Source organism: Flavobacterium sp. N502536, assembly GCF_025947345.1.
GTDB lineage: Bacteria > Bacteroidota > Bacteroidia > Flavobacteriales > Flavobacteriaceae > Flavobacterium.
Genome location: NZ_CP110011.1, coordinates 4,454,006 through 4,472,711 on the forward strand (window position 1 = coordinate 4,454,006; position 18,706 = coordinate 4,472,711).

General features: G+C 37.0%; 12 protein-coding genes and 1 pseudogene. 5 read left to right on the plus strand and 8 right to left on the minus strand.

What is annotated here, in order from left to right; genetic code table 11:
• Position 1 precedes the first annotated feature (1 nt).
• Both porQ and lon read right to left on the minus strand, forming a co-directional pair.
• Entirely contained in the window at positions 2-1,021 is a 1,020-nt protein-coding gene (gene porQ / locus OLM61_RS18765) for a type IX secretion system protein PorQ (RefSeq protein ID WP_264524124.1), read from the minus strand.
• Between the two features lie 355 nt (positions 1,022-1,376).
• Positions 1,377-3,830: an endopeptidase La gene (gene lon, locus OLM61_RS18770; protein ID WP_264524125.1), complete on the minus strand. Its 2,454-nt coding sequence runs from the start codon at positions 3,828-3,830 to the stop codon at positions 1,377-1,379.
• Positions 3,831-4,116: 286 nt separating this feature from the next.
• Between lon and OLM61_RS18775 the strand changes: the two genes are divergently transcribed.
• From OLM61_RS18775 to OLM61_RS18795, 5 genes are all read left to right on the plus strand, one after another.
• Positions 4,117-4,671, plus strand: a complete 555-nt coding sequence (locus OLM61_RS18775) for an RNA polymerase sigma factor (protein ID WP_264524126.1) — start codon at positions 4,117-4,119, stop codon at positions 4,669-4,671.
• Positions 4,668-5,207, plus strand: coding sequence for an anti-sigma factor (locus OLM61_RS18780; RefSeq protein WP_264524127.1), 540 nt, complete (start codon positions 4,668-4,670; stop codon positions 5,205-5,207). Before OLM61_RS18775 ends, OLM61_RS18780 begins: the two co-directional genes overlap by 4 nt.
• Positions 5,191-6,252, plus strand: a complete 1,062-nt coding sequence (locus OLM61_RS18785) for a hypothetical protein (protein ID WP_264524128.1) — start codon at positions 5,191-5,193, stop codon at positions 6,250-6,252. The genes OLM61_RS18780 and OLM61_RS18785 overlap by 17 nt, the downstream gene beginning before the upstream one ends.
• Positions 6,253-6,273: 21 nt before the next feature.
• On the plus strand, positions 6,274-7,005 hold the full coding sequence (locus OLM61_RS18790) for a head GIN domain-containing protein (RefSeq protein ID WP_264524129.1): 732 nt from the start codon (positions 6,274-6,276) through the stop codon (positions 7,003-7,005).
• A gap of 123 nt (positions 7,006-7,128) precedes the next feature.
• The gene (locus tag OLM61_RS18795; protein WP_264524130.1) at positions 7,129-8,958 is read left to right on the plus strand and encodes a serine hydrolase domain-containing protein; all 1,830 of its coding nucleotides are present in this window, start codon (positions 7,129-7,131) and stop codon (positions 8,956-8,958) included.
• 98 nt (positions 8,959-9,056) lie between these two features.
• Here the strand turns inward: OLM61_RS18795 and OLM61_RS18800 are convergent, their stop codons facing one another.
• From OLM61_RS18800 to OLM61_RS18825, 6 genes and pseudogenes are all read right to left on the minus strand, one after another.
• Positions 9,057-10,376 carry an MFS transporter gene (locus OLM61_RS18800; RefSeq protein ID WP_264524131.1) on the minus strand — a complete coding sequence of 440 codons (1,320 nt, stop codon included), beginning with the start codon at positions 10,374-10,376 and terminating at the stop codon, positions 9,057-9,059.
• Between the two features lie 145 nt (positions 10,377-10,521).
• On the minus strand, positions 10,522-11,334 hold the full coding sequence (locus OLM61_RS18805; protein WP_264524132.1) for a M48 family metallopeptidase: 813 nt from the start codon (positions 11,332-11,334) through the stop codon (positions 10,522-10,524).
• Positions 11,335-11,421: 87 nt separating this feature from the next.
• Positions 11,422-13,821, minus strand: coding sequence for a glycoside hydrolase family 31 protein (locus OLM61_RS18810; protein WP_264524133.1), 2,400 nt, complete (start codon positions 13,819-13,821; stop codon positions 11,422-11,424).
• A gap of 198 nt (positions 13,822-14,019) precedes the next feature.
• Positions 14,020-15,923: pseudogene (glgB, locus tag OLM61_RS18815) on the minus strand (1,4-alpha-glucan branching protein GlgB).
• 36 nt (positions 15,924-15,959) lie between these two features.
• On the minus strand, positions 15,960-17,240 hold the full coding sequence (locus tag OLM61_RS18820; protein WP_264524134.1) for a glucose-1-phosphate adenylyltransferase: 1,281 nt from the start codon (positions 17,238-17,240) through the stop codon (positions 15,960-15,962).
• Entirely contained in the window at positions 17,230-18,657 is a 1,428-nt protein-coding gene (locus OLM61_RS18825; RefSeq protein WP_264524135.1) for a glycogen synthase, read from the minus strand. Before OLM61_RS18825 ends, OLM61_RS18820 begins: the two co-directional genes overlap by 11 nt.
• Between the last annotated feature and the right edge of the window lie 49 nt (positions 18,658-18,706).

Genomic DNA, 18,706 nt, shown 5'->3' on the forward strand with positions numbered 1-18,706 from the left:
ATTACTGAAAATTTAAAATTAGACCAAAAAGACTTGTATTTGCTGCCAATGTATATCTGGAATACGAATAATTAAACTTTAATCTATTCATTTTTAAACCAAATCCCACCGAAACTCCTGAAAAATTACGCTGTTCATTCACCCGTAATTCTTCTCCCCTTCTAAAGTTATATCCTAAACGCAAATTAAATGCTTTTTTTGGAAAAAGTTCTACTCCTAAAACCACATGTCTCAAAGCGTTATTGACAAACGACACTTTCTCTTTACTTACTGATCCATCGATGCCGGTTTCTCCACGAACGGGATTTGAAAAAGAGATATTCCACTGTTGCAAATTTTCTAATGAAAGATGCCAGCGAAGGGGCACATGCTCTAATTCCTGCGAAACTCCTGCCACGATTTCAAATGGTAAATTTTCCTTAATTCCTGAATACGTGGTAAATTGTGTACCAATATTGCGTATTACTAAAGCCAAATTTACGTCATTTTTTTCAATTACATACAAAAATCCTAAATCAATTGCACCTCCAATTGAATTATAACTCTCTAACGTTGAAGTCACTAACTTCATGTTTGCACCAATATGCAAATCGGTAAACGGAACATTGTAAGCATAGCCTAATGAAAGTGCGCCCTCACTCCCCGTAAAATCTGAGGTAGCCTGTCCATTTTCATCATAACCTTCAAATGAACCATAATTAACATAACTTACTCCTGCATAAAACGTCTGCACATGCCTGTCATAAGTATAAGCGTAGGAAGCGGTTCCATAAGAAGCTTCTCCATAATAACTTCCATAATTCATCGCAAGATGATTGTCCATGTCTTCATTCAAAGCTGCCGGGTTAGACATAACCTGATTGACATCTTCATCGTAAATGGTTATCGTTTTTCCTCCTAATGCTGCCTGTCTTGGCGAGGTTGTTAAATTCAAGAACTGATAGGTGTAGCGCCCTCCTATTTGCCCATAACTAATGGAGCAAATCGATACTAATAAAAATAAAACAAATTGTTTTAACATCCTTTTGGGGCGATCCTATAGTGGGATAACGCAAGTGCGAAGATAAAATTATATCATTGATAAAAATAAATTAGAATAAAAAAATTCCAAATCCCAAATTCTAAATTCCAAACTCCAAAATTCCAAACTCCAAAACTGATACAATTAGATTAAATTCCAATAAAAAAAATCCCAAATTCCAAAGCGGATCGCTCCTATTAAATTCCAAATTTTCAAATCCCAAATTCCAATAAAAAAAACCAAAATTCCAAAGCTGGTAGCTTAGATTAAACTGTAATAAAAAAATCCAAATTCCAAAACTGATCGCTCAGATTGGAATTTGGAATTTATATTTTGGAATTTAAAGTTTAAAACTTTATTTCAATGTTTTCGCGTTCTTAACGTTCTGATCGGTCAGGGCCAAAGCCAGCACTTCGCTCATTTCTTTTACGTAGTGAAAAGTAAGTCCTTCTAAATACTCTTCTTTAATTTCATCAATATCACTTTTGTTTTCATGACATAAGATGATTTCTTTAATGTTGGCTCTTTTGGCCGCCAGGATTTTTTCTTTAATTCCACCTACCGGTAAAACCTTACCACGTAGCGTAATTTCTCCTGTCATTGCCATACTTTTCTTTACTTTCTTTTGTGTCAGTAATGAAACTAAAGACGTCAACATGGCAATACCGGCACTTGGTCCGTCTTTTGGCGTTGCTCCTTCCGGTACGTGCAAGTGGATGTTGTATTTTTGGAACAATTCAACATTCAGCCCTAGTTTTTTAGCATTGGCTTTGATGTATTCCAAAGCAATTGTAGCCGATTCTTTCATGACATTACCAAGGTTTCCGGTAATGGTCAAAGCGCCTTTTCCTTCAGAAATTAACGATTCGATAAACAAAATATCTCCTCCAACACTTGTCCAGGCCAAACCTGTAACAACTCCGGCAATATCATTGTTTTCATATTTATCACGCTCCAGTCTTGGTACTCCCAAAACTTTCACGATATCTTCATCGGTTACTTTTTTATTGTACTCCTCTTCCATTGCAACTGATTTTGCCGCATTACGTATTACCTGAGCAATTTTAGTTTCAAGGTTACGAACTCCGGATTCGCGTGTATATCCTTCTACGATTTTTTCCAATTGTTTTTTACCAATGCTCAAATCTTTAGTAGTCAATCCGTGCGCTTCCAATTGTTTTGGAAAAAGGTGTCTTTTGGCAATTTCCACTTTTTCTTCAATGGTGTAACCAGACATTTTAATGACTTCCATTCTGTCGCGCAAGGCAGGCTGAATGGCCGACATATTGTTTGAAGTTGCAATAAACATTACTTTAGATAAGTCGTATCCCATTTCAAGGAAGTTGTCATAAAAAGCATTGTTTTGTTCCGGATCTAATACTTCCAATAAAGCAGAAGAAGGATCGCCGCTGTTACCACTTGACAATTTATCAATCTCATCCAGAATAAAAACAGGATTTGAAGTTCCGGCTTTTTTCAAACTTTGAATGATTCGTCCCGGCATAGCACCGATATAGGTTTTTCTGTGTCCGCGAATTTCGGCTTCATCACGTAAACCTCCTAAAGAGATACGTACATATTCACGCCCTAAAGCTTCAGCAACAGAACGTCCGATAGAAGTTTTACCAACTCCCGGAGGCCCCGTTAAACATATAATTGGCGATCTCATATCGTTACGAAGTTTCAATACAGCCAAATGTTCGATCATTCTTTTCTTTACTTCTTCAAGTCCAAAATGATCTTTATCTAATACTTTCTGTGCGTGTTTTAAATCGAATTTATCTTTAGAATATTCGCCCCAAGGCAATTCTAAAAATAACTCTAAATAGTTGCGCTGAATGCCAAAATCAGGTGATTGTGGGTTCATTCTTCGCATTTTAGACAGTTCTTTCTCGAAATGTTTCTGCGTTTTCTCGTCCCACTTTTTAGCTTTTGCCTTCTGCCCCATTTCGTCCATTTCTTCCTCCTGCGAAACGCCTCCCAATTCTTCCTGAATGGTTTTCATTTGCTGGTGCAAGAAATATTCACGCTGCTGCTGGTCTAAATCAAAACGTACTTTGGACTGGATGTCGTTTTTCAGTTCTAATTTTTGCAGCTCTACGTTCATATAACGCAAGGTTTCAAGCGCACGATCTTTTAATCCGTTTATAGACAACAAACCTTGTTTCTCTTTTACAGATAAGTTCATGTTAGAAGAAACAAAGTTGATTAAAAACGACTGGCTTTCAATGTTTTTAATCGCAAAAGTAGCTTCTGACGGAATGTTTGGACTCTCTTTAATAATTTGAATCGCCAATTCTTTTACAGAATCCAAAATTGCTTTAAATTCCGTATCGTCTTCTTCCGGACGCTCTTCCGAAACTTCTTTGATTGTGGCAGTGATATAAGGCTCTTCCGAAACCACTTCGTCAATTTCAAAGCGTTTTTTTCCTTGCAGGATAACAGTTACGTTCCCGTCAGGCATTTTTAAAACGCGAAGAATTCTGGCTACGGTTCCAATTTTATGAATATCATCTTTAGACGGATCTTCGTCTTCTTCATTAATCTGAGAAACTACCCCAATAATTTTTCCGCCGGCATTGGCATCATTAATTAGTTTGATTGATTTATCTCTTCCTGCTGAAATTGGAATCACAACTCCCGGAAATAACACGGTATTGCGCAATGGCAAAATAGGTAACGAAAGCGGAAGCTCCTCGTTGTTCATTTCCTCTTCGTCTTCCGGAGTTAATAATGGAATCAAATCTGCCTCCGAGTCAAATTCCTGAAGTGACAGATTGTCAATTGTGAGTATTTTATGGTTTGACATAATAGTATATAAGTCGTTTTGTCATTAAATATTTTATACTAGCCGTAAATATAACTGTATATACGATAGTTTCTGCTATAAGTATGTAAAGTGTTTCATTTACATGATAAGCCGTAAAAATAGACAATCATTATGCCAAAACCAAAAAAGACAGTTTTGAAATTAAACTTCGAGGGCCAAATAATACCAGAAAGAGAACAATTTTGAAAAAAAATAAAATTAATTTTATCAAAAGTGTAACAAACCAAAAAAAGCAAAGTCATTATTAAAAACTAGCAACAATTACTTGAGTATAAATAACCAGAATATCGAAGAATTAATCGCGCTTTGTAAGGAGAACAACCAAAAAGCTCAGTTCGAAATTTACAATCGTTATTGTAAAGCTATGTACAATGTGGCCTTCCGCATTGTGAAAGATGAACATTTTGCACAAGACGTCATGCAGGAAGGTTTTCTAAAAGCTTTTACAAAAATTAACGACTATAAACAAGAAGTAGCATTTGGTGCGTGGTTAAAAAGAATAATTATCAATTACAGTATTGATTTTTATAAAAAGAATAATGCTTTCCAGGCAGAAGATTTAAGCAAGACCCTTTATAAAATAGAGGAAAATGACAGTGTATTAAGTGACAGCATTGACATGAATTCGCTTAAAGTGAAACAGGTCTTAGATACGATTTCGAACCTGAAAGACAATTACCGGATGGTGTTGACCCTATTTTATATCGAGGGTTACGATCAGGAGGAAATTAGCGAAATTTTAAACATTAGTTACGCTAATTGCCGGACAACGCTAAGCAGAGCAAAAGAAAGTTTACGAAAAAAATTAGAGGAGATATGAAAAAGGAAAATGACAATTTAGATCAGTTATTTAAAAAATTTGAAAATCAATGGGATGTTGAGGAACTAAGTTCGGATCATCAGCTGAATTTCTTAAATAAATTAAACCAAAAACAACCTAAAAAGAAAAATCATACGGTTTGGGCAATTGCTGCTTCAATTGTGGTACTGTTGAGTGTGTCTCTATTTTACAACAGCTACCAGGAACCTAAACAGTATAAGTTTGCTTCGAAGGAAGCGCAAAGAACCGATTCGATATTCAGCATTTTAATCGATAATGAGCTAGTTAAATTAAAAGAAAAAAGTTCTCCTGAAAATGAGCAGATTATTAGCGATGCCTTAAAACAAATGAAGGTGTTCGATGCCGATTATGCAAAAATTATAAACGAATTGCAGAAAAATGGCGAAAACAAACAAATTATTTATGCCATGATCAGTAATCTGGAAACCCGAATTTCCTTTTTACAAACTGTTTTAAAACGAATTGAAGAAAATGAAAATTTTAAAAATAATACCACACATGAAAAGACATTATAAAATACTCATCCTGTTTCTTTTGCTTCCTTTTTTAGGATTCTCAAATGACGATAATTACAGCACTAAGCAAAAGAACATTAAAAAAACCTACATCGTAAATTCGAACGCAGGTATTGATATTGATAACAAATACGGTGACATCACAGTCAGTACCTGGAACGAGGATAAAATTGACATTGACATTACCATTAAGGTTACCAGCAACAATGAAGATTGGGTTAACGCAAAGCTCAACAGTATTGACGTCGACATTACCGCTCTTAAATCAATGGTTACTGCCGTTACAAACATTGGTAATTCGTCTTTAAAAAGTAAAGGAAGCGCTAATTTTTTCGAAATTAATTATGTGATTAAAATTCCGAAAAACGGGACAGTAAAGCTTAATAATAAGTACGGAAATATTACCGCTTTGACCCTGGAATCTACCACTGATATTACCTGCAAATACGGTAAAATAGTGTTAGGAAAACTAAATGGTTCAAACAATCGAATTGAACTGGGGTATTGCCAGAACTCTACAATTGATTACATCAAAAACGGAGGTATTGAAGCGCGTTATTCGAACTTAAAGATAAACGAGTCCGGAAATTTAACGATAGATGCCAATTATACTGATTTATATATCCTTCAGGAAGGCCAAAACATCAAATACGATAGTAATTATTGTACTTTTAAGCTGCAAAAAATCAACTCGTTGACAGGTTCCGGAAATTATTTAAGTGTTTCGGTTGGAGATTTATTAGGCAATCTGAATGTCGACACTGCTTATTCGAAAATAAATGTGGAAACGCTTACTGAAAAACAAAAAAATGTAAACATCAACAGCAGTTATACCAATGTATCACTAGGATACAGTGCTAATCTTGCTTTTGATTTTGATATCAATACCAAATACGGAAGTATTAAATATGACAATTCATTAGATACTTCGGTAGCAGAAACTAAGAGCAATTCTAAAAGGATAAGCGGTTTCAACAAGAAAAAAGGGCAAAGCAAGATAGCAGTAACCACCAGCTATGGCAATGCAGCATTAATTAAAAAATAACAATCTTAAAACAACCAAAAAATGAAAAAATCAGTTCAATTATTAGTTTGCAGTGCGCTTTTATTCAGTTCTATTGCAAATGCACAATGGTCTAACAAAAAAATAAAAGGTAATGGCAATGTCGTTACCGAAACCAGAACGACTTCTGATTATAATGCTATAAAAGTTTCCGGTTTTTTTGATGTTGATTTAGTCGCAGGAAAAGAGGGAAAAATTATAGTAAAAGGAGAGCAAAACTTGCTGGCTTCCATAAAAGTGGAAGTCGAAGATAATGTTTTAAAAGTTTATACTGAAAAGGGGGTTAACCTCTCACCAAGCCTTGGCAAAAAGATTGAAGTAACAGTTCCTTTTGAAACCATATCGGCATTGACGCTATCCGGTTCAGGAGATGTTCAATCCAAAGATCCTATCAAAAGCGACAAGTTCCTGGCTAAATTGTCAGGTTCAGGGAACTTTAATCTGGCGGTAAACTCTACTGATCTTGAGTTAAATTTAAGCGGATCAGGAGATGTAAGCTTAAAAGGAAATACGGCTAACTTTGTTACTAAATTATCAGGCTCGGGAGATATCGATGCAGCGAATCTTAAATCAAAAAATACAGATGTAACCATTTCGGGTTCGGGCGACATTCGCGTGAACTGTACTGAAAGTTTAACCGGGAGAGTTTCGGGTTCAGGGGATATTAAATACACAGGGAATCCTGAAAAACGTGATGTAAAAGTTTCGGGTTCAGGAAGCATCTCAAAAGCATAATTTCAAAAAAGCTCAATAATAAAAGAACTTTATCATCATCAAATCAAAGAACAAACAGCACTATTCTTCTTTTATTATTGAGCTTTATCTTTTAAAACCAGTATTCATCCAAAATTAAAACTAATGAAACAAACTCTTTTAGTTTCGCTTCTGGTTTTCTCCTGTAACTTCTCTTTTGCTCAAATAACAACAACTTCAAAAATCAAATCTCTGGACAGCTTAAAAAATAGCACCTCAGAAATGATGTCAAAATACAATCTTAAAGGCTTAAGTGTTGCTGTTTTTGAGAACTATCAAATAATCTGGACCGGTCAATGGGGTGTGAAAGCTGCAAATGCTGAAGAAAAAATCGATCAGTATACTGCTTTCTCTACGGCCTCAATCTCAAAACCTATAGTGGCCATCGTTTGTGCTATGCTGGAAGAAAAAGGATTAATCAACCTTGACGCTCCCGTCTCAAAGTACCTCAAAACATGGCAATTGCCAAACAGTACTTTCACCAAAGATAGTCCGGTTACCTGGAAGCAGCTTTTATCGCATACTGCCGGAACAAGTCAGAATGGTTTTGAGGATTATTATCAGGGAGATTCGATCCCTACTATTGAACAGAGTCTGCAAGGCAAATTATTGCCTCGTTCTAAAAAACCTATTGAATTTCTTTTTAAACCGGGAACCGACTGGCAATACAGCGGTGGCGGTTATGTAATTGTGCAGTGCGCTCTCGAAAATCATTTCAAAAAGCCATTGGCGCAACTTGTAAAAGAAAATCTGCTTGATCCGTTACAGCTGCAAAATTCAACGATGCTTCAGCCTAATGAAAATGGCTTTCTAACCAATGTTGCCAAAGTACACAACCATAACGGAAAAATAATCCGAACAGGGATCCCTATAACTCCTCAGGTCGCGCCTTCGGGATTGTGGTCTACCCCTGCTGATTTGGCCTTAATTGCGATCGAAATGCAAAAAGCATTAGCAGGAAAAGGCAATAAAGTAATTTCGAAAGCTGTGGCCACTAAGGTTACAAACATTGTTACGATGAAAGGTCCGCGTGGCTGGAGTTACGGCTGGCAGAGAAGTTTGGGATACGGAAATCTTGACTGGTTCTCGCATGATGGTTCTAATACCGGGACCGGAGGCGATTTGCTCGCCACAATGAAAAATGGTAACGGGATTGCCGTTTTAGCCAATGGTGATAAACCCAACAGGCTTCCTGTAATGTCTTATATCGAAAAAGAAGTGATCACAAGACTAGGCTGGTCAAAACCAATCAAAACGCATCCTATTGCAATTCCATCCCACTTAAAAGAAGCTATAAAAGGTTATTATACTGAAATTCTCTATGGATATGACGGATTGGGGACGTCTAAAATAATTGAAGAAGATAATTTACTTTATCTCTGCTCTCCGTTTTTAAAAGAAAATTTTGATACTGAGAAAACAAGAATGTACTATCTGGGAAATAATACTTTTAAAATCGACAATTACCCCAACCAGATCCATTTTAACTTACTCAATACTAAATTACAAGCCATAACCATCACCCGTTCAACGGATACAACCCGATTTTTACAGCTTACGCTGGAACAAATCAGAACGCCGCAAACGCAGTTGATCGAACTATTCAGTGAGCATACGTTTGAAACTGCCTTAGCTGAATTTAAAAAGTTAAGATTAAGATACCCTGCTTATAATTTTGAAGATGATCTCAATACTTTAGGATACACTTTATTCAGTAAAAAACTAACGGATCTTTCGGTTCAGATCTTTACACTTAATTGCACTGAACATCCAAATTCTGCAAATGCTTTTGACAGTTTGGGTGAAATTTATGAAGCAATTGGTCAATTAGGTCCTGCTAAAGAAAATTATTTAAAATCGCTGGAGCTAAATCCTAAAAATGAGAATGCTGCGCAAATGCTTTCAAAAATCAATACGCAGCTTAAATCTAAATAATATTGAAGTAAAACACAAATTCCACGAATTGGTACTAATGTGTGTCAATTCGTGGAATTCGTGTTATTTTTTTATACTTCTATCTACACAATAGCTTTTTAAAGTGCCTTTTTTGGTACTCTTCTTAAAAGGAAAATTGCAGTAACAAAAAAGACGGCTAAAATTACAATTGCAGCACGCGGACTTCCTGTTATCTGATCAATGATTCCATAAACACACATTCCGATTACAATTCCAATCTTCTCAGCTACATCATAAAAACTAAAGAAGGAAGCTGTATCCTCGGTCTCGGGTAATAGTTTTGAATAAGTAGAACGGGACAGTGCCTGAATACCACCCATCACAAATCCGGCAACGGTAGCCATAACATAAAAATGCATAGGCAAAATGATAAAATAGGCCAAAGCACAAAATACAGCCCAAATACTATTGATAAAAATTAGGGTTGGAATATTTCCAAATTTAGCAGAAGCTCTGGAAGTCAGAACAGCTCCTACAACAGCAACTAACTGAATAATTAAAATACATTTTATTAATCCGATCGTACTGTCTTCTTTAGTTGCCCACTGAATTTCCTGCGCTCCAAAATAAGTAGCCACAAGCATTACGGTTTGTACCGCCATACTTGAAACAAAAAATCCGCTTAAATATCTTCTTAAAGGAATGTTTTCTTTTAACAGTGCCCAAACCTTCTTTAGCTCTTTAAAGCCGTTGAAAACAACTGCACTCGTTAATTTTTGTCCGCTGGCTTTACTTCCCTTTGGCAAATAAAAATAGGTATACTGACTGAATAAGATCCACCAAACCCCTACCATTATAAACGAATAACGCATGGCTTTCATCGCTGCCTCTCCATCAGTTCCGGTAATACCAAAAAGTTTGGGTTTCATAATCATCAACAAATTGATGATCAACAAAATTACACTACCAATGTATCCCATTGAATATCCTTTGGCACTAATTTTATCCTGCTGTTCTTCAAAAGCGATATCCGGTAAATAGGAATTGTAAAAAACCAAACTCCCCCAATACCCCAGCAGTCCAAAAAAGTAAAAAGCCAGTCCAACATAAATATTTCCAAGATCAAACCAGTATAATCCCATACAGGATAAGGCTCCCATATAACAGAAGAATTTCATGAATGCTTTTTTGTTTCCAACATAATCCGCAATCCCGGATAACAAAGGAGATATAAACGACACTACTAAAAAGGCCGCTGCAGTAATAAAACTAATTAAGGCAGAGTTTTTAAGGTGCATCCCAAATACATCAATATAATGGTCACGGTCTGAGAATAAAGCTTCATAAAATATCGGAAATACTGCCGATGCGATCGTTAGTGTATAAACGGAGTTTGCCCAATCGTAAAATGCCCAGGCATTCAATAGTTTCTTATCTCCTTTTTGTAGGTTTTTCATAGTAATGGTTTTGTTAACAGGCTACGAATTTATCTTTTTTTTATCATAATCAAATCAATTTTCACTAATTCGTGTATTAATAAATTATCACCAAAAAAAAAGCTACTCTAAAAAGAATAGCTTTATAATATTTACGGTAAAAAATTTATTTAATTATTCCAACTTTAAGTGCTGTCGCTCTTGCTTCGGGAATTAAAGCTCTAATATTGGCAATCCTTGTAGCATCAGACGGGTGCGTACTCATAAATTCCGGCGTGCTTCCTCCTCCTGATTTGGCTGACATTCTGCTCCAGAACGAAATGGCATCATCCGGGTTGTAACCTGCAATTGCCATCAGAGTAAGTCCAATTTTATCTGCTTCGGTTTCATTGCCTCGACTGAAAGGCAGCATTACACCAACCTGAGTACCAAGTCCGTAGGCCTGTGCAAATATCTCCTTCGTTTGTTGCGTTTTACCGCTTGTAGCAGCTCCCAAAGCAACACTTCCGATTTGCTGTAATTGTGCAGCGCTCATTCTTTGTGCACCATGATTGGCTAAGGCATGTGAAACCTCATGTCCCATAACAGTGGCTAAACCGGAATCGTTTTGTGTTACGGGTAAAATTCCCGAATACACTACAATTTTCCCTCCCGGCATACACCAGGCATTAACCTCTTTATTGTCTACCAGTTTATATTCCCAGCGGTAATCTTTCAAATATTGTGATTGCCCCAGATAAATCAGGTATTTTTCGGCTGCCGCTTTAATTCTTGTTCCTACAGCTTCTACTTTTTTGGCATCTGCTGTTCCTGTAATCACTTTGTTTTCGGCTATAAAAGTATTGTATTGCTGAAACGAGGAAGGAAACAATTCGCTATTGGAAACAAAATTCAAGTTTTGTTTTCCTGTAATTGGATTTGTCGCACAACTGCCTGCCAGAATTACGACAAAAAGGCCTAATACTAAATGTTTTTTCATGATGGTGGTATTATAACAACATACAAAAATACAATTATTATTTTTTTCAGGATTTATATAATTATCAAAAAAAGTATCAGGATTTCTTTATTCGCCAATAATATGAAGTTCATTGAACTCTTTGTCGACGATTAGAAAATGATTTTGTTCAAAACCAATTTTATCAAAAGTTACTTTTTCATTGTCTATTTCAATCTCCTTCACCGTAAAAGGCAATCCGATTAAATTGATTTTATACTTGCTGTACGGTGTATCGTATTTACCTTCTTTGTGCAATTGAACAATCAGTTCCTTTTCTTTTCCGATAGTCCTGAAAGACAAGAAGCTGTAACGCCCTTTTTTGTAATCGTATCCGTCTTGTGCATCTTCGTACACTACTGATTTTTCTTTCCCCAGTTTGAAATACAAATCCAATGTTAAATCATCAAATTCAAGTTCGCCAACATATTGCTGTACCGGATATTTCGGAATAATAGCTCCCGCCTTTACAAAAACCGGAATTTCATCAAATTTGGTATCAATCCACACTTCTCTTCCTCCTACACTAAATTCGTTGGTCCAATAGTTGTACCATTCGCCTCTTGGAATATACATACGTCTGCCCACCGCATTCGGTTCAAGGATCGGACATACTAAGATCTGATTTCCAAAGATAAATTCATCATTGCGGTAATGTGTTTGTGTGTCTTCCTGATCGTAATACACCAATGGTTTTAACATCGGAACGCCTTCTTCAATGTACTGCCAGAACATGGTGTACAAATACGGAAGCAACTGATAACGCAGGCTCACAAACTTACGGGTAATGTTAATGACTTCTTCATCAAAAGCCCAGGGCTCCTGATTGCCATGATCTCCGGAAGAATGCGTTCGGCAAAACGGATGAAATACGCCTAACTGTATCCAGCGCCCGTACAATTCACCCGTAGGCTGTTCGGCAAAACCACCAATATCAGAACCGGTAAAACCCATCCCCGAAATACTCATTCGTTGCACCTGAATGTTGGCAATCCATAAATGCTCCCAGGTCGCTACATTGTCGCCTGTCCACGAAGAGGTATAACGCTGTGCTCCCGAATAGGCCGATCTTGTAATGACAAACGGACGTTTCGGGTAGGCAAAACGTTTGACACCATGATAGGTGGCTCTGGCCATTTGTGTACCGTAAATATTGTGTGCTTTTCTATGACTACACGGATTTCCGTCGTAAACGTGACGTACATCCATAGGGAATGTTTTATTTGGGACTTCCATAACAGCCGGCTCGTTCATATCGTTCCAGACCCCTTTAACTCCAATCTCTGAAACTAGTTCTTTAAATAAACCTGCCCACCATTCTCTTACTGCAGGATTTGTATAATCAGGAAAATTACATTCACCCGGCCATACTTTACCTTTCATATACGGGCCATCGGCTCTTTTACAGAAATAATCTTTCTCTAAAGCTTCCTGATACACCCAATAATCCTTGTCTATTTTGATTCCCGGATCAATGATGACGACTGTTTTAAAGCCATCCTCGGCCAATTCGGCAACCATTCTTTTGGGATCGGGAAAATAGTCTTTGTTCCAGGTAAAACATCGAAATCCTTCCATATAATCAATGTCAAGATAGATGGCGTCACAGGGGATTTTTAGTTCTCTGAATTTTGAGGTGATTTCTTTTACTTTGCTTTCGGGATAATAACTCCATTTGCATTGGTGGTAACCCAATACCCAAAGCGGTGGTAGTTCCGGTTTCCCGGTTAAATCTGTATAATTGGTCACTACGTCCTGCATTTGCGGACCGTAGATAAAATAATAATTCATTTCTCCGCCTTCTGCCCAAAAGCTGGTAACGTTTCTTCTTTCCTGACAAAAATCAAAAAAGGTCCTGAAAGTATTGTCAAAAAAGATTCCGTAAGACTGTTTGTTGTGTAAACCGATATAAAATGGCACTACTTTATATAATGGATCCTGTTCTTTTTGATACGCATATTGATCTGTGGCAAAGTTCTCAAGTCGCTTGCCTTTTAGATTCATTTGTGTTGCTTTATCTCCTAAACCGTAAAAACACTCTCCATCTTTAGAAGATTTGCTCATTTTTACAATATTGCCTCCGTATTCGTAACTTTCTTCCCAATGAAAACCAAGTTCGTCTTCCAGAATCAGGAAATCATTCAAATCATAAATCGCCAGACGTAAATCTGCCTTCTGGATTTTGCATTTTACTTTACTGGTCCTGATCTGAAAATACGTTTCTTCTTCGGTAAGTTCCAGAAAATTGTAACCGTGAAGCTGTGTTCTGTCAATAGCATACGAAAAATCGTTGCTGAAATATCCTTTTGTTGTAAAACGGAACCGGATTAAACTGTCTCTAAGAATAGTGACTTTTAAGATTACTTTGTTATTGGTATGAAAAAAAATAGAGTCCCCTTCATGTTGATGCGAAATAATTTTTGATGGGTATAAATCGCCTTTATATTCTAATGCTGTATTTGTAATCATATCAATTTTGTATTAATTATATAACGCTAATCTCTCTTTCAAACATACAAAAAAACTCGATAACCCTCTATGAATAAAAGGATTATTCACGAAAACGTTTTTTCTGAATGGCTGTTAAATATCCTCTTAAAAAATAAACAAATCGATAATTTAAGAACGTGAAACTGATAAAACGGTATTCCGGAAATAACCAATTGTTTATACAAATGAATAAACCGTTACGCTTAAAGGCGGCAAATTTAATGCTATCGAAAAATCCCTGCCGTCATAAGGCGATGCTTCTATTTTTAGGGCTTCCGAATTTCCAACACCGCTTCCTCCATACACAATGGCATCACTATTAAAAATCTCCTGTAGTTGACCTTTTTGTGAAATACCTATTCTGTAATTTTCGCGTACGACCTGCGTAAAATTGCAAACGACAACCAGATTTTCTTTGGGGTTATTCCCTTTTCGGATGTAAGACAAAATAGCATTTTGATGGTCTGAATAGTTAATCCATTCAAAACCTTCTCCTGTAAATTGCTTTTCATACAGTGCCGGATGGGTTTTATACAATTGATTTAATGCTGTAATTACTTTTTTTACTCCGGAATGATAATCGTATTGCAGCAAATGCCAATCGAGACTTTTCTCAAAATTCCATTCATCGCTTTGCCCAAACTCCGATCCCATAAACAATAACTTGGTTCCGGGATGTGTGAACATATAACCGTACAGCAATCTTAAATTGGCAAATTTCTGCCATTCGTCGCCCGGCATTTTATTGGCAATTGATTTTTTTCCATACACCACTTCGTCATGCGAAAAAGGCAGCATAAAATTCTCGGTAAAAGCGTAGGTCATCGAAAAAGTCAAATCGTTCTGATGGTATTTTCGATAGACGGTTTCTTTCTGAAAATATTTTAAAGTATCATGCATCCAGCCCATCATCCATTTCATTCCAAAGCCTAAACCTCCTGTAAACGTTGGCCTGGACACCATTGGAAATGATGTACTTTCTTCTGCAATGGTTTGAACTCCATCAAAATTAGCATAGATAACCTCATTAAATTCTTTAAGAAAACTGATTGTATCCAGATTTTCTCTTCCTCCATAAATATTCGGTTCCCACTCGCCTTCGTTTCTGGAATAATCAAGGTACAACATCGAAGCAACGGCATCTACCCGCAAACCATCGGCGTGGTAGTGTTGTAGCCAGAAAACCGCATTACTGATTAAAAAAGCACGAACCTCATTGCGTCCGTAATTAAACACCAGGCTTTTCCAGTCGGGATGATAGCCTTTTCGACGATCCGGATGTTCGTACAAATGCGATCCGTCAAAGAAACCTAAACCGTGTGCATCGTCAGGAAAATGTGAGGGTACCCAGTCTAAAATAACCCCAATTCCGGCCTGATGCAGCTTGTCTACCAACACCATAAAATCCTGTGGTTTTCCGAAACGCGAAGTCGGTGCAAAATATCCTGTAAGCTGATAACCCCATGAAGGATCATAAGGATACTCCATCACCGGCATAAATTCGACATGCGTAAAACCGGTTTCTTTTACATAGGCTACCAGATCATCGGCCAGTTCCAAATAGGTTAAAAAACGGTTGTTCTCGCCACGTTTCCAGGAACCCAGATGCACTTCGTACACCGAATGAGGTTTTTCTAATGCATTATTCTCCGGCGCGATTGCATCCATGTTTCATCCTTCCAGTTGTAATCCAAATCCCAGACCACCGAAGCAGTATGAGGCGGTTTTTCACAATATAAGGCAAAGGGATCTGCCTTTTCGGTTACAATTCCGTCAATATTCGATTGTATTTTATATTTGTACAAAGCTCCTTTTGAAACTTCGGGAATAAATCCTTCCCAAATGCCCGAAGAATCCCAGCGCACCTGCAAAAGATGCTCACCTTGTGTCCAGTAATTAAAATCCCCCACAACAGAAACCGATTGAGCTGTAGGAGCCCAAACGGCAAAGTACACTCCTTTTACGCCATCAACTTCAATTAAATGTGCTCCTAATTTTTCGTACAATTGGAAGTGTTTTCCCGCTTTGAATAAATCAATATCAAAATCCGTAAAGAGAGAATGCGTGATTACTTTAGACATATTTGGTTTTTAAGGCAATAATTAATTTTAAGTCTTTTATTCAATTCTAAAATTATCAGAGAGAACCGCTCCTTTTTTAATCACAACAATACCGTCTTTGATACTGTACAGCTCATTCGTAAAATTATCTAAATGTTTACCGCCGCTGATATGAACGTTATTTCCAATTCTAACATTCTTATCGATCAGCGCATTTTGTATAAAACAATTTTCGCCAATACCCACATGTATTTTATTAATGGTTGCTTCATGATTGAGCTCGTCTAAATCCTGATAGAAATCGTTACCCATCACATAACAGTTCTCCAGTATGGTTCCTGCTCCTATTCTGGAACGGATTCCAATGACCGAACTTTTAATTTCTTTAGCGTTTATAATACATCCCTCAGAAATCAAAGATTGATTGATGGTTGAATTTCTAAATTTAGACGGTGGTAATAATCGGGGTCTTGTAAAAATCTTATTGTCGTTATCAAACAAATTAAATTCCGGAATATCGGTTGTTAAGCCAATATTTGCTTCAAAAAAGGATTCAATATTTCCGATATCCGTCCAATATCCTTCGTATTGATAACTCAATATTTTATGTTTTCCAACAGCCTGCGGAATGATTTCTTTTCCAAAATCCTTTGTTTCCGGATCTGCCATCAGCTCTTCGAGTAATTGACGGTTAAAAATATAGATTCCCATCGAAGCCAGGTATTTTTTACCTTTTTCCTTCATATGCTCACTCACATCCGATTCCCATTCCGGTAATAGCGAAGCATCGGGTTTCTCTATAAAAGCCTCTATACAACTCTCATGATTCGTTTTAAGAATTCCAAATTCAGGTGCATCTTTAGCATTTACAGGCAATGTCGCGATCGAAATGGCAGCATCTGCCGCAATATGAGCTTCGAGCATTTCGTTAAAATCCATTTGGTACAATTGATCTCCCGACAAAATCAAAGCATGATCAAATTCGTGCTTCAAAAAGTGAGACATACATTGTCTAACGGCATCAGCTGTTCCCTGAAACCAGGTTGGATTATCAGGCGTTTGCTCTGCCGCTAGTATATCTACAAAGGACTGGCTGAAAATACTAAAATTAAAAGTGTTTTTGATATGGGCGTTTAATGATGCCGAGTTGAACTGTGTCAGAACAAATATTTTAAAAATATCAGAATTAATACAATTGGAAATAGGGATATCTACTAATCGGTATTTTCCTCCAATCGGAACTGCGGGTTTTGATCGGGTTTCTGTTAACGGGAACAAACGTGATCCTTGTCCTCCTCCTAAAATAATGGCAACTACATTTTTCTTCTTAAATTTCATTTTTCTCAATTATTAGGTTGTATATCTCGATGTATTCTTGGCAAACACGCTCCCAGGAATGATCTGTAGCCATTCCTTTCGCTCTTATCTTCTTAAAATTAGTCTGATCTTCGTACAATTTCACGGCACGATTTATCGAATAGCAAATATCTCCCACCGAGGCCTGATCATGGCATACACCGTTCCCATCGTCTCCAAAGTCAATAACAGTATCCTTCAGTCCACCCGTTCTTCTCACAATCGGAACTGTCCCGTAACGCAGTGCATACATCTGATTTAAACCGCAAGGTTCTACTCTCGAAGGCATTAAAATATAATCGGATCCGGCATAAATTAAATGTGCCAGTTCTTCATTATAACCAATAAAAACATTGTAATTTCCTGTGTAATCATTTCGCAATTGAACCAGCTGTTCTTCGATTACCGAAATTCCAGATCCCAGAATCAGTATATTGATGCTTTCAAAATTCTCTGATAACGCCAGTGCAGAGGCCTGTGGAAGTAGATCTCCCCCTTTTTCCTCAAACAAACGGCCAATAAAACTAAATAAGGGTTTTGTTGCATCGAGTTCAAACTGCTCACACAATTTTTCTTTGTTCTTTTGCTTCCCGGTCACAAAAGTTTCAATCGAGTAATTACTCTCAATCATTTGATCTTTCGCAGGATCCCAAACTTCAAAATCAATTCCATTCAAAATTCCTTTTGATTTATAGCGAACGGATTTAAACAATGCCTCTAAACCATTGGCAGCGTTATTAATCTCGTCCAGATAACTTGGAGAAACTGTAGTTACGGCATGAGCACATTTGATGCCCACCGCCAGTGAATTAATCGAATGATCCCATTCTAAGAAACCAACATGTTTTAAGTCAAATTCAGGCAGATAATGTAGTTTATCAAAACCAAACCAGCCCTGATACAAACCATTGTGTATGGTAATTACAGTTCGTACCTTACTCAGACTTTCATATTTAAAGGCATATTTTATTAAAAACGGAATCAATCCCGTGTGGTGATCGTGACAATTTAAAACATCTGGAACTTTGCTTCTAGCTGCAATCCAATCTAAGGTTGCAATCTGAAACGATACAAATCTTTCTATATCATCTTCATACCCGTAAACATTAGGCCGATCGAACAACTCCTTAATTTCAATCAGGTACAATTCATAACCCAACTTGTCCGTCGTCTCTTTTAGGACACTGAACGGAAAATCGAAATTCCCCAGCTTCACATTCCCCCAATGAACACATTCAAAATCATTTTCTTTCCTAAATTTTGTGTCATAACAAGGGACTACAACACGAACGTCATGACCTGCATTGGTCTGATATTTAGGCAATGCGCCAACCACATCCGCCAACCCTCCAACCTTTGCCATTGGATAACACTCTGCACTGATGTGAAATATTTCCATTCTTAAGATTTATATGCGTATTAAATACTATTTTGTGAATTATTTTTTT

Excerpts from the sequence above, each read along its gene's own strand:
- porQ (WP_264524124.1), bottom strand. The coding sequence starts at position 1,021 with ATGTTAAAACAATTTGTTTTATTTTTATTAGTATCGATTTGCTCCATT.
- lon (WP_264524125.1), bottom strand. The coding sequence starts at position 3,830 with ATGTCAAACCATAAAATACTCACAATTGACAATCTGTCACTTCAGGAA.
- OLM61_RS18780 (WP_264524127.1), top strand. The coding sequence starts at position 4,668 with ATGAAAAAGGAAAATGACAATTTAGATCAGTTATTTAAAAAATTTGAA.
- OLM61_RS18785 (WP_264524128.1), top strand. The coding sequence starts at position 5,191 with ATGAAAAGACATTATAAAATACTCATCCTGTTTCTTTTGCTTCCTTTT.
- OLM61_RS18790 (WP_264524129.1), top strand. The coding sequence starts at position 6,274 with ATGAAAAAATCAGTTCAATTATTAGTTTGCAGTGCGCTTTTATTCAGT.
- OLM61_RS18795 (WP_264524130.1), top strand. The coding sequence starts at position 7,129 with ATGAAACAAACTCTTTTAGTTTCGCTTCTGGTTTTCTCCTGTAACTTC.
- OLM61_RS18800 (WP_264524131.1), bottom strand. The coding sequence starts at position 10,376 with ATGAAAAACCTACAAAAAGGAGATAAGAAACTATTGAATGCCTGGGCA.
- OLM61_RS18805 (WP_264524132.1), bottom strand. The coding sequence starts at position 11,334 with ATGAAAAAACATTTAGTATTAGGCCTTTTTGTCGTAATTCTGGCAGGC.
- OLM61_RS18810 (WP_264524133.1), bottom strand. The coding sequence starts at position 13,821 with ATGATTACAAATACAGCATTAGAATATAAAGGCGATTTATACCCATCA.
- OLM61_RS18820 (WP_264524134.1), bottom strand. The coding sequence starts at position 17,240 with ATGAAATTTAAGAAGAAAAATGTAGTTGCCATTATTTTAGGAGGAGGA.
- OLM61_RS18825 (WP_264524135.1), bottom strand. The coding sequence starts at position 18,657 with ATGGAAATATTTCACATCAGTGCAGAGTGTTATCCAATGGCAAAGGTT.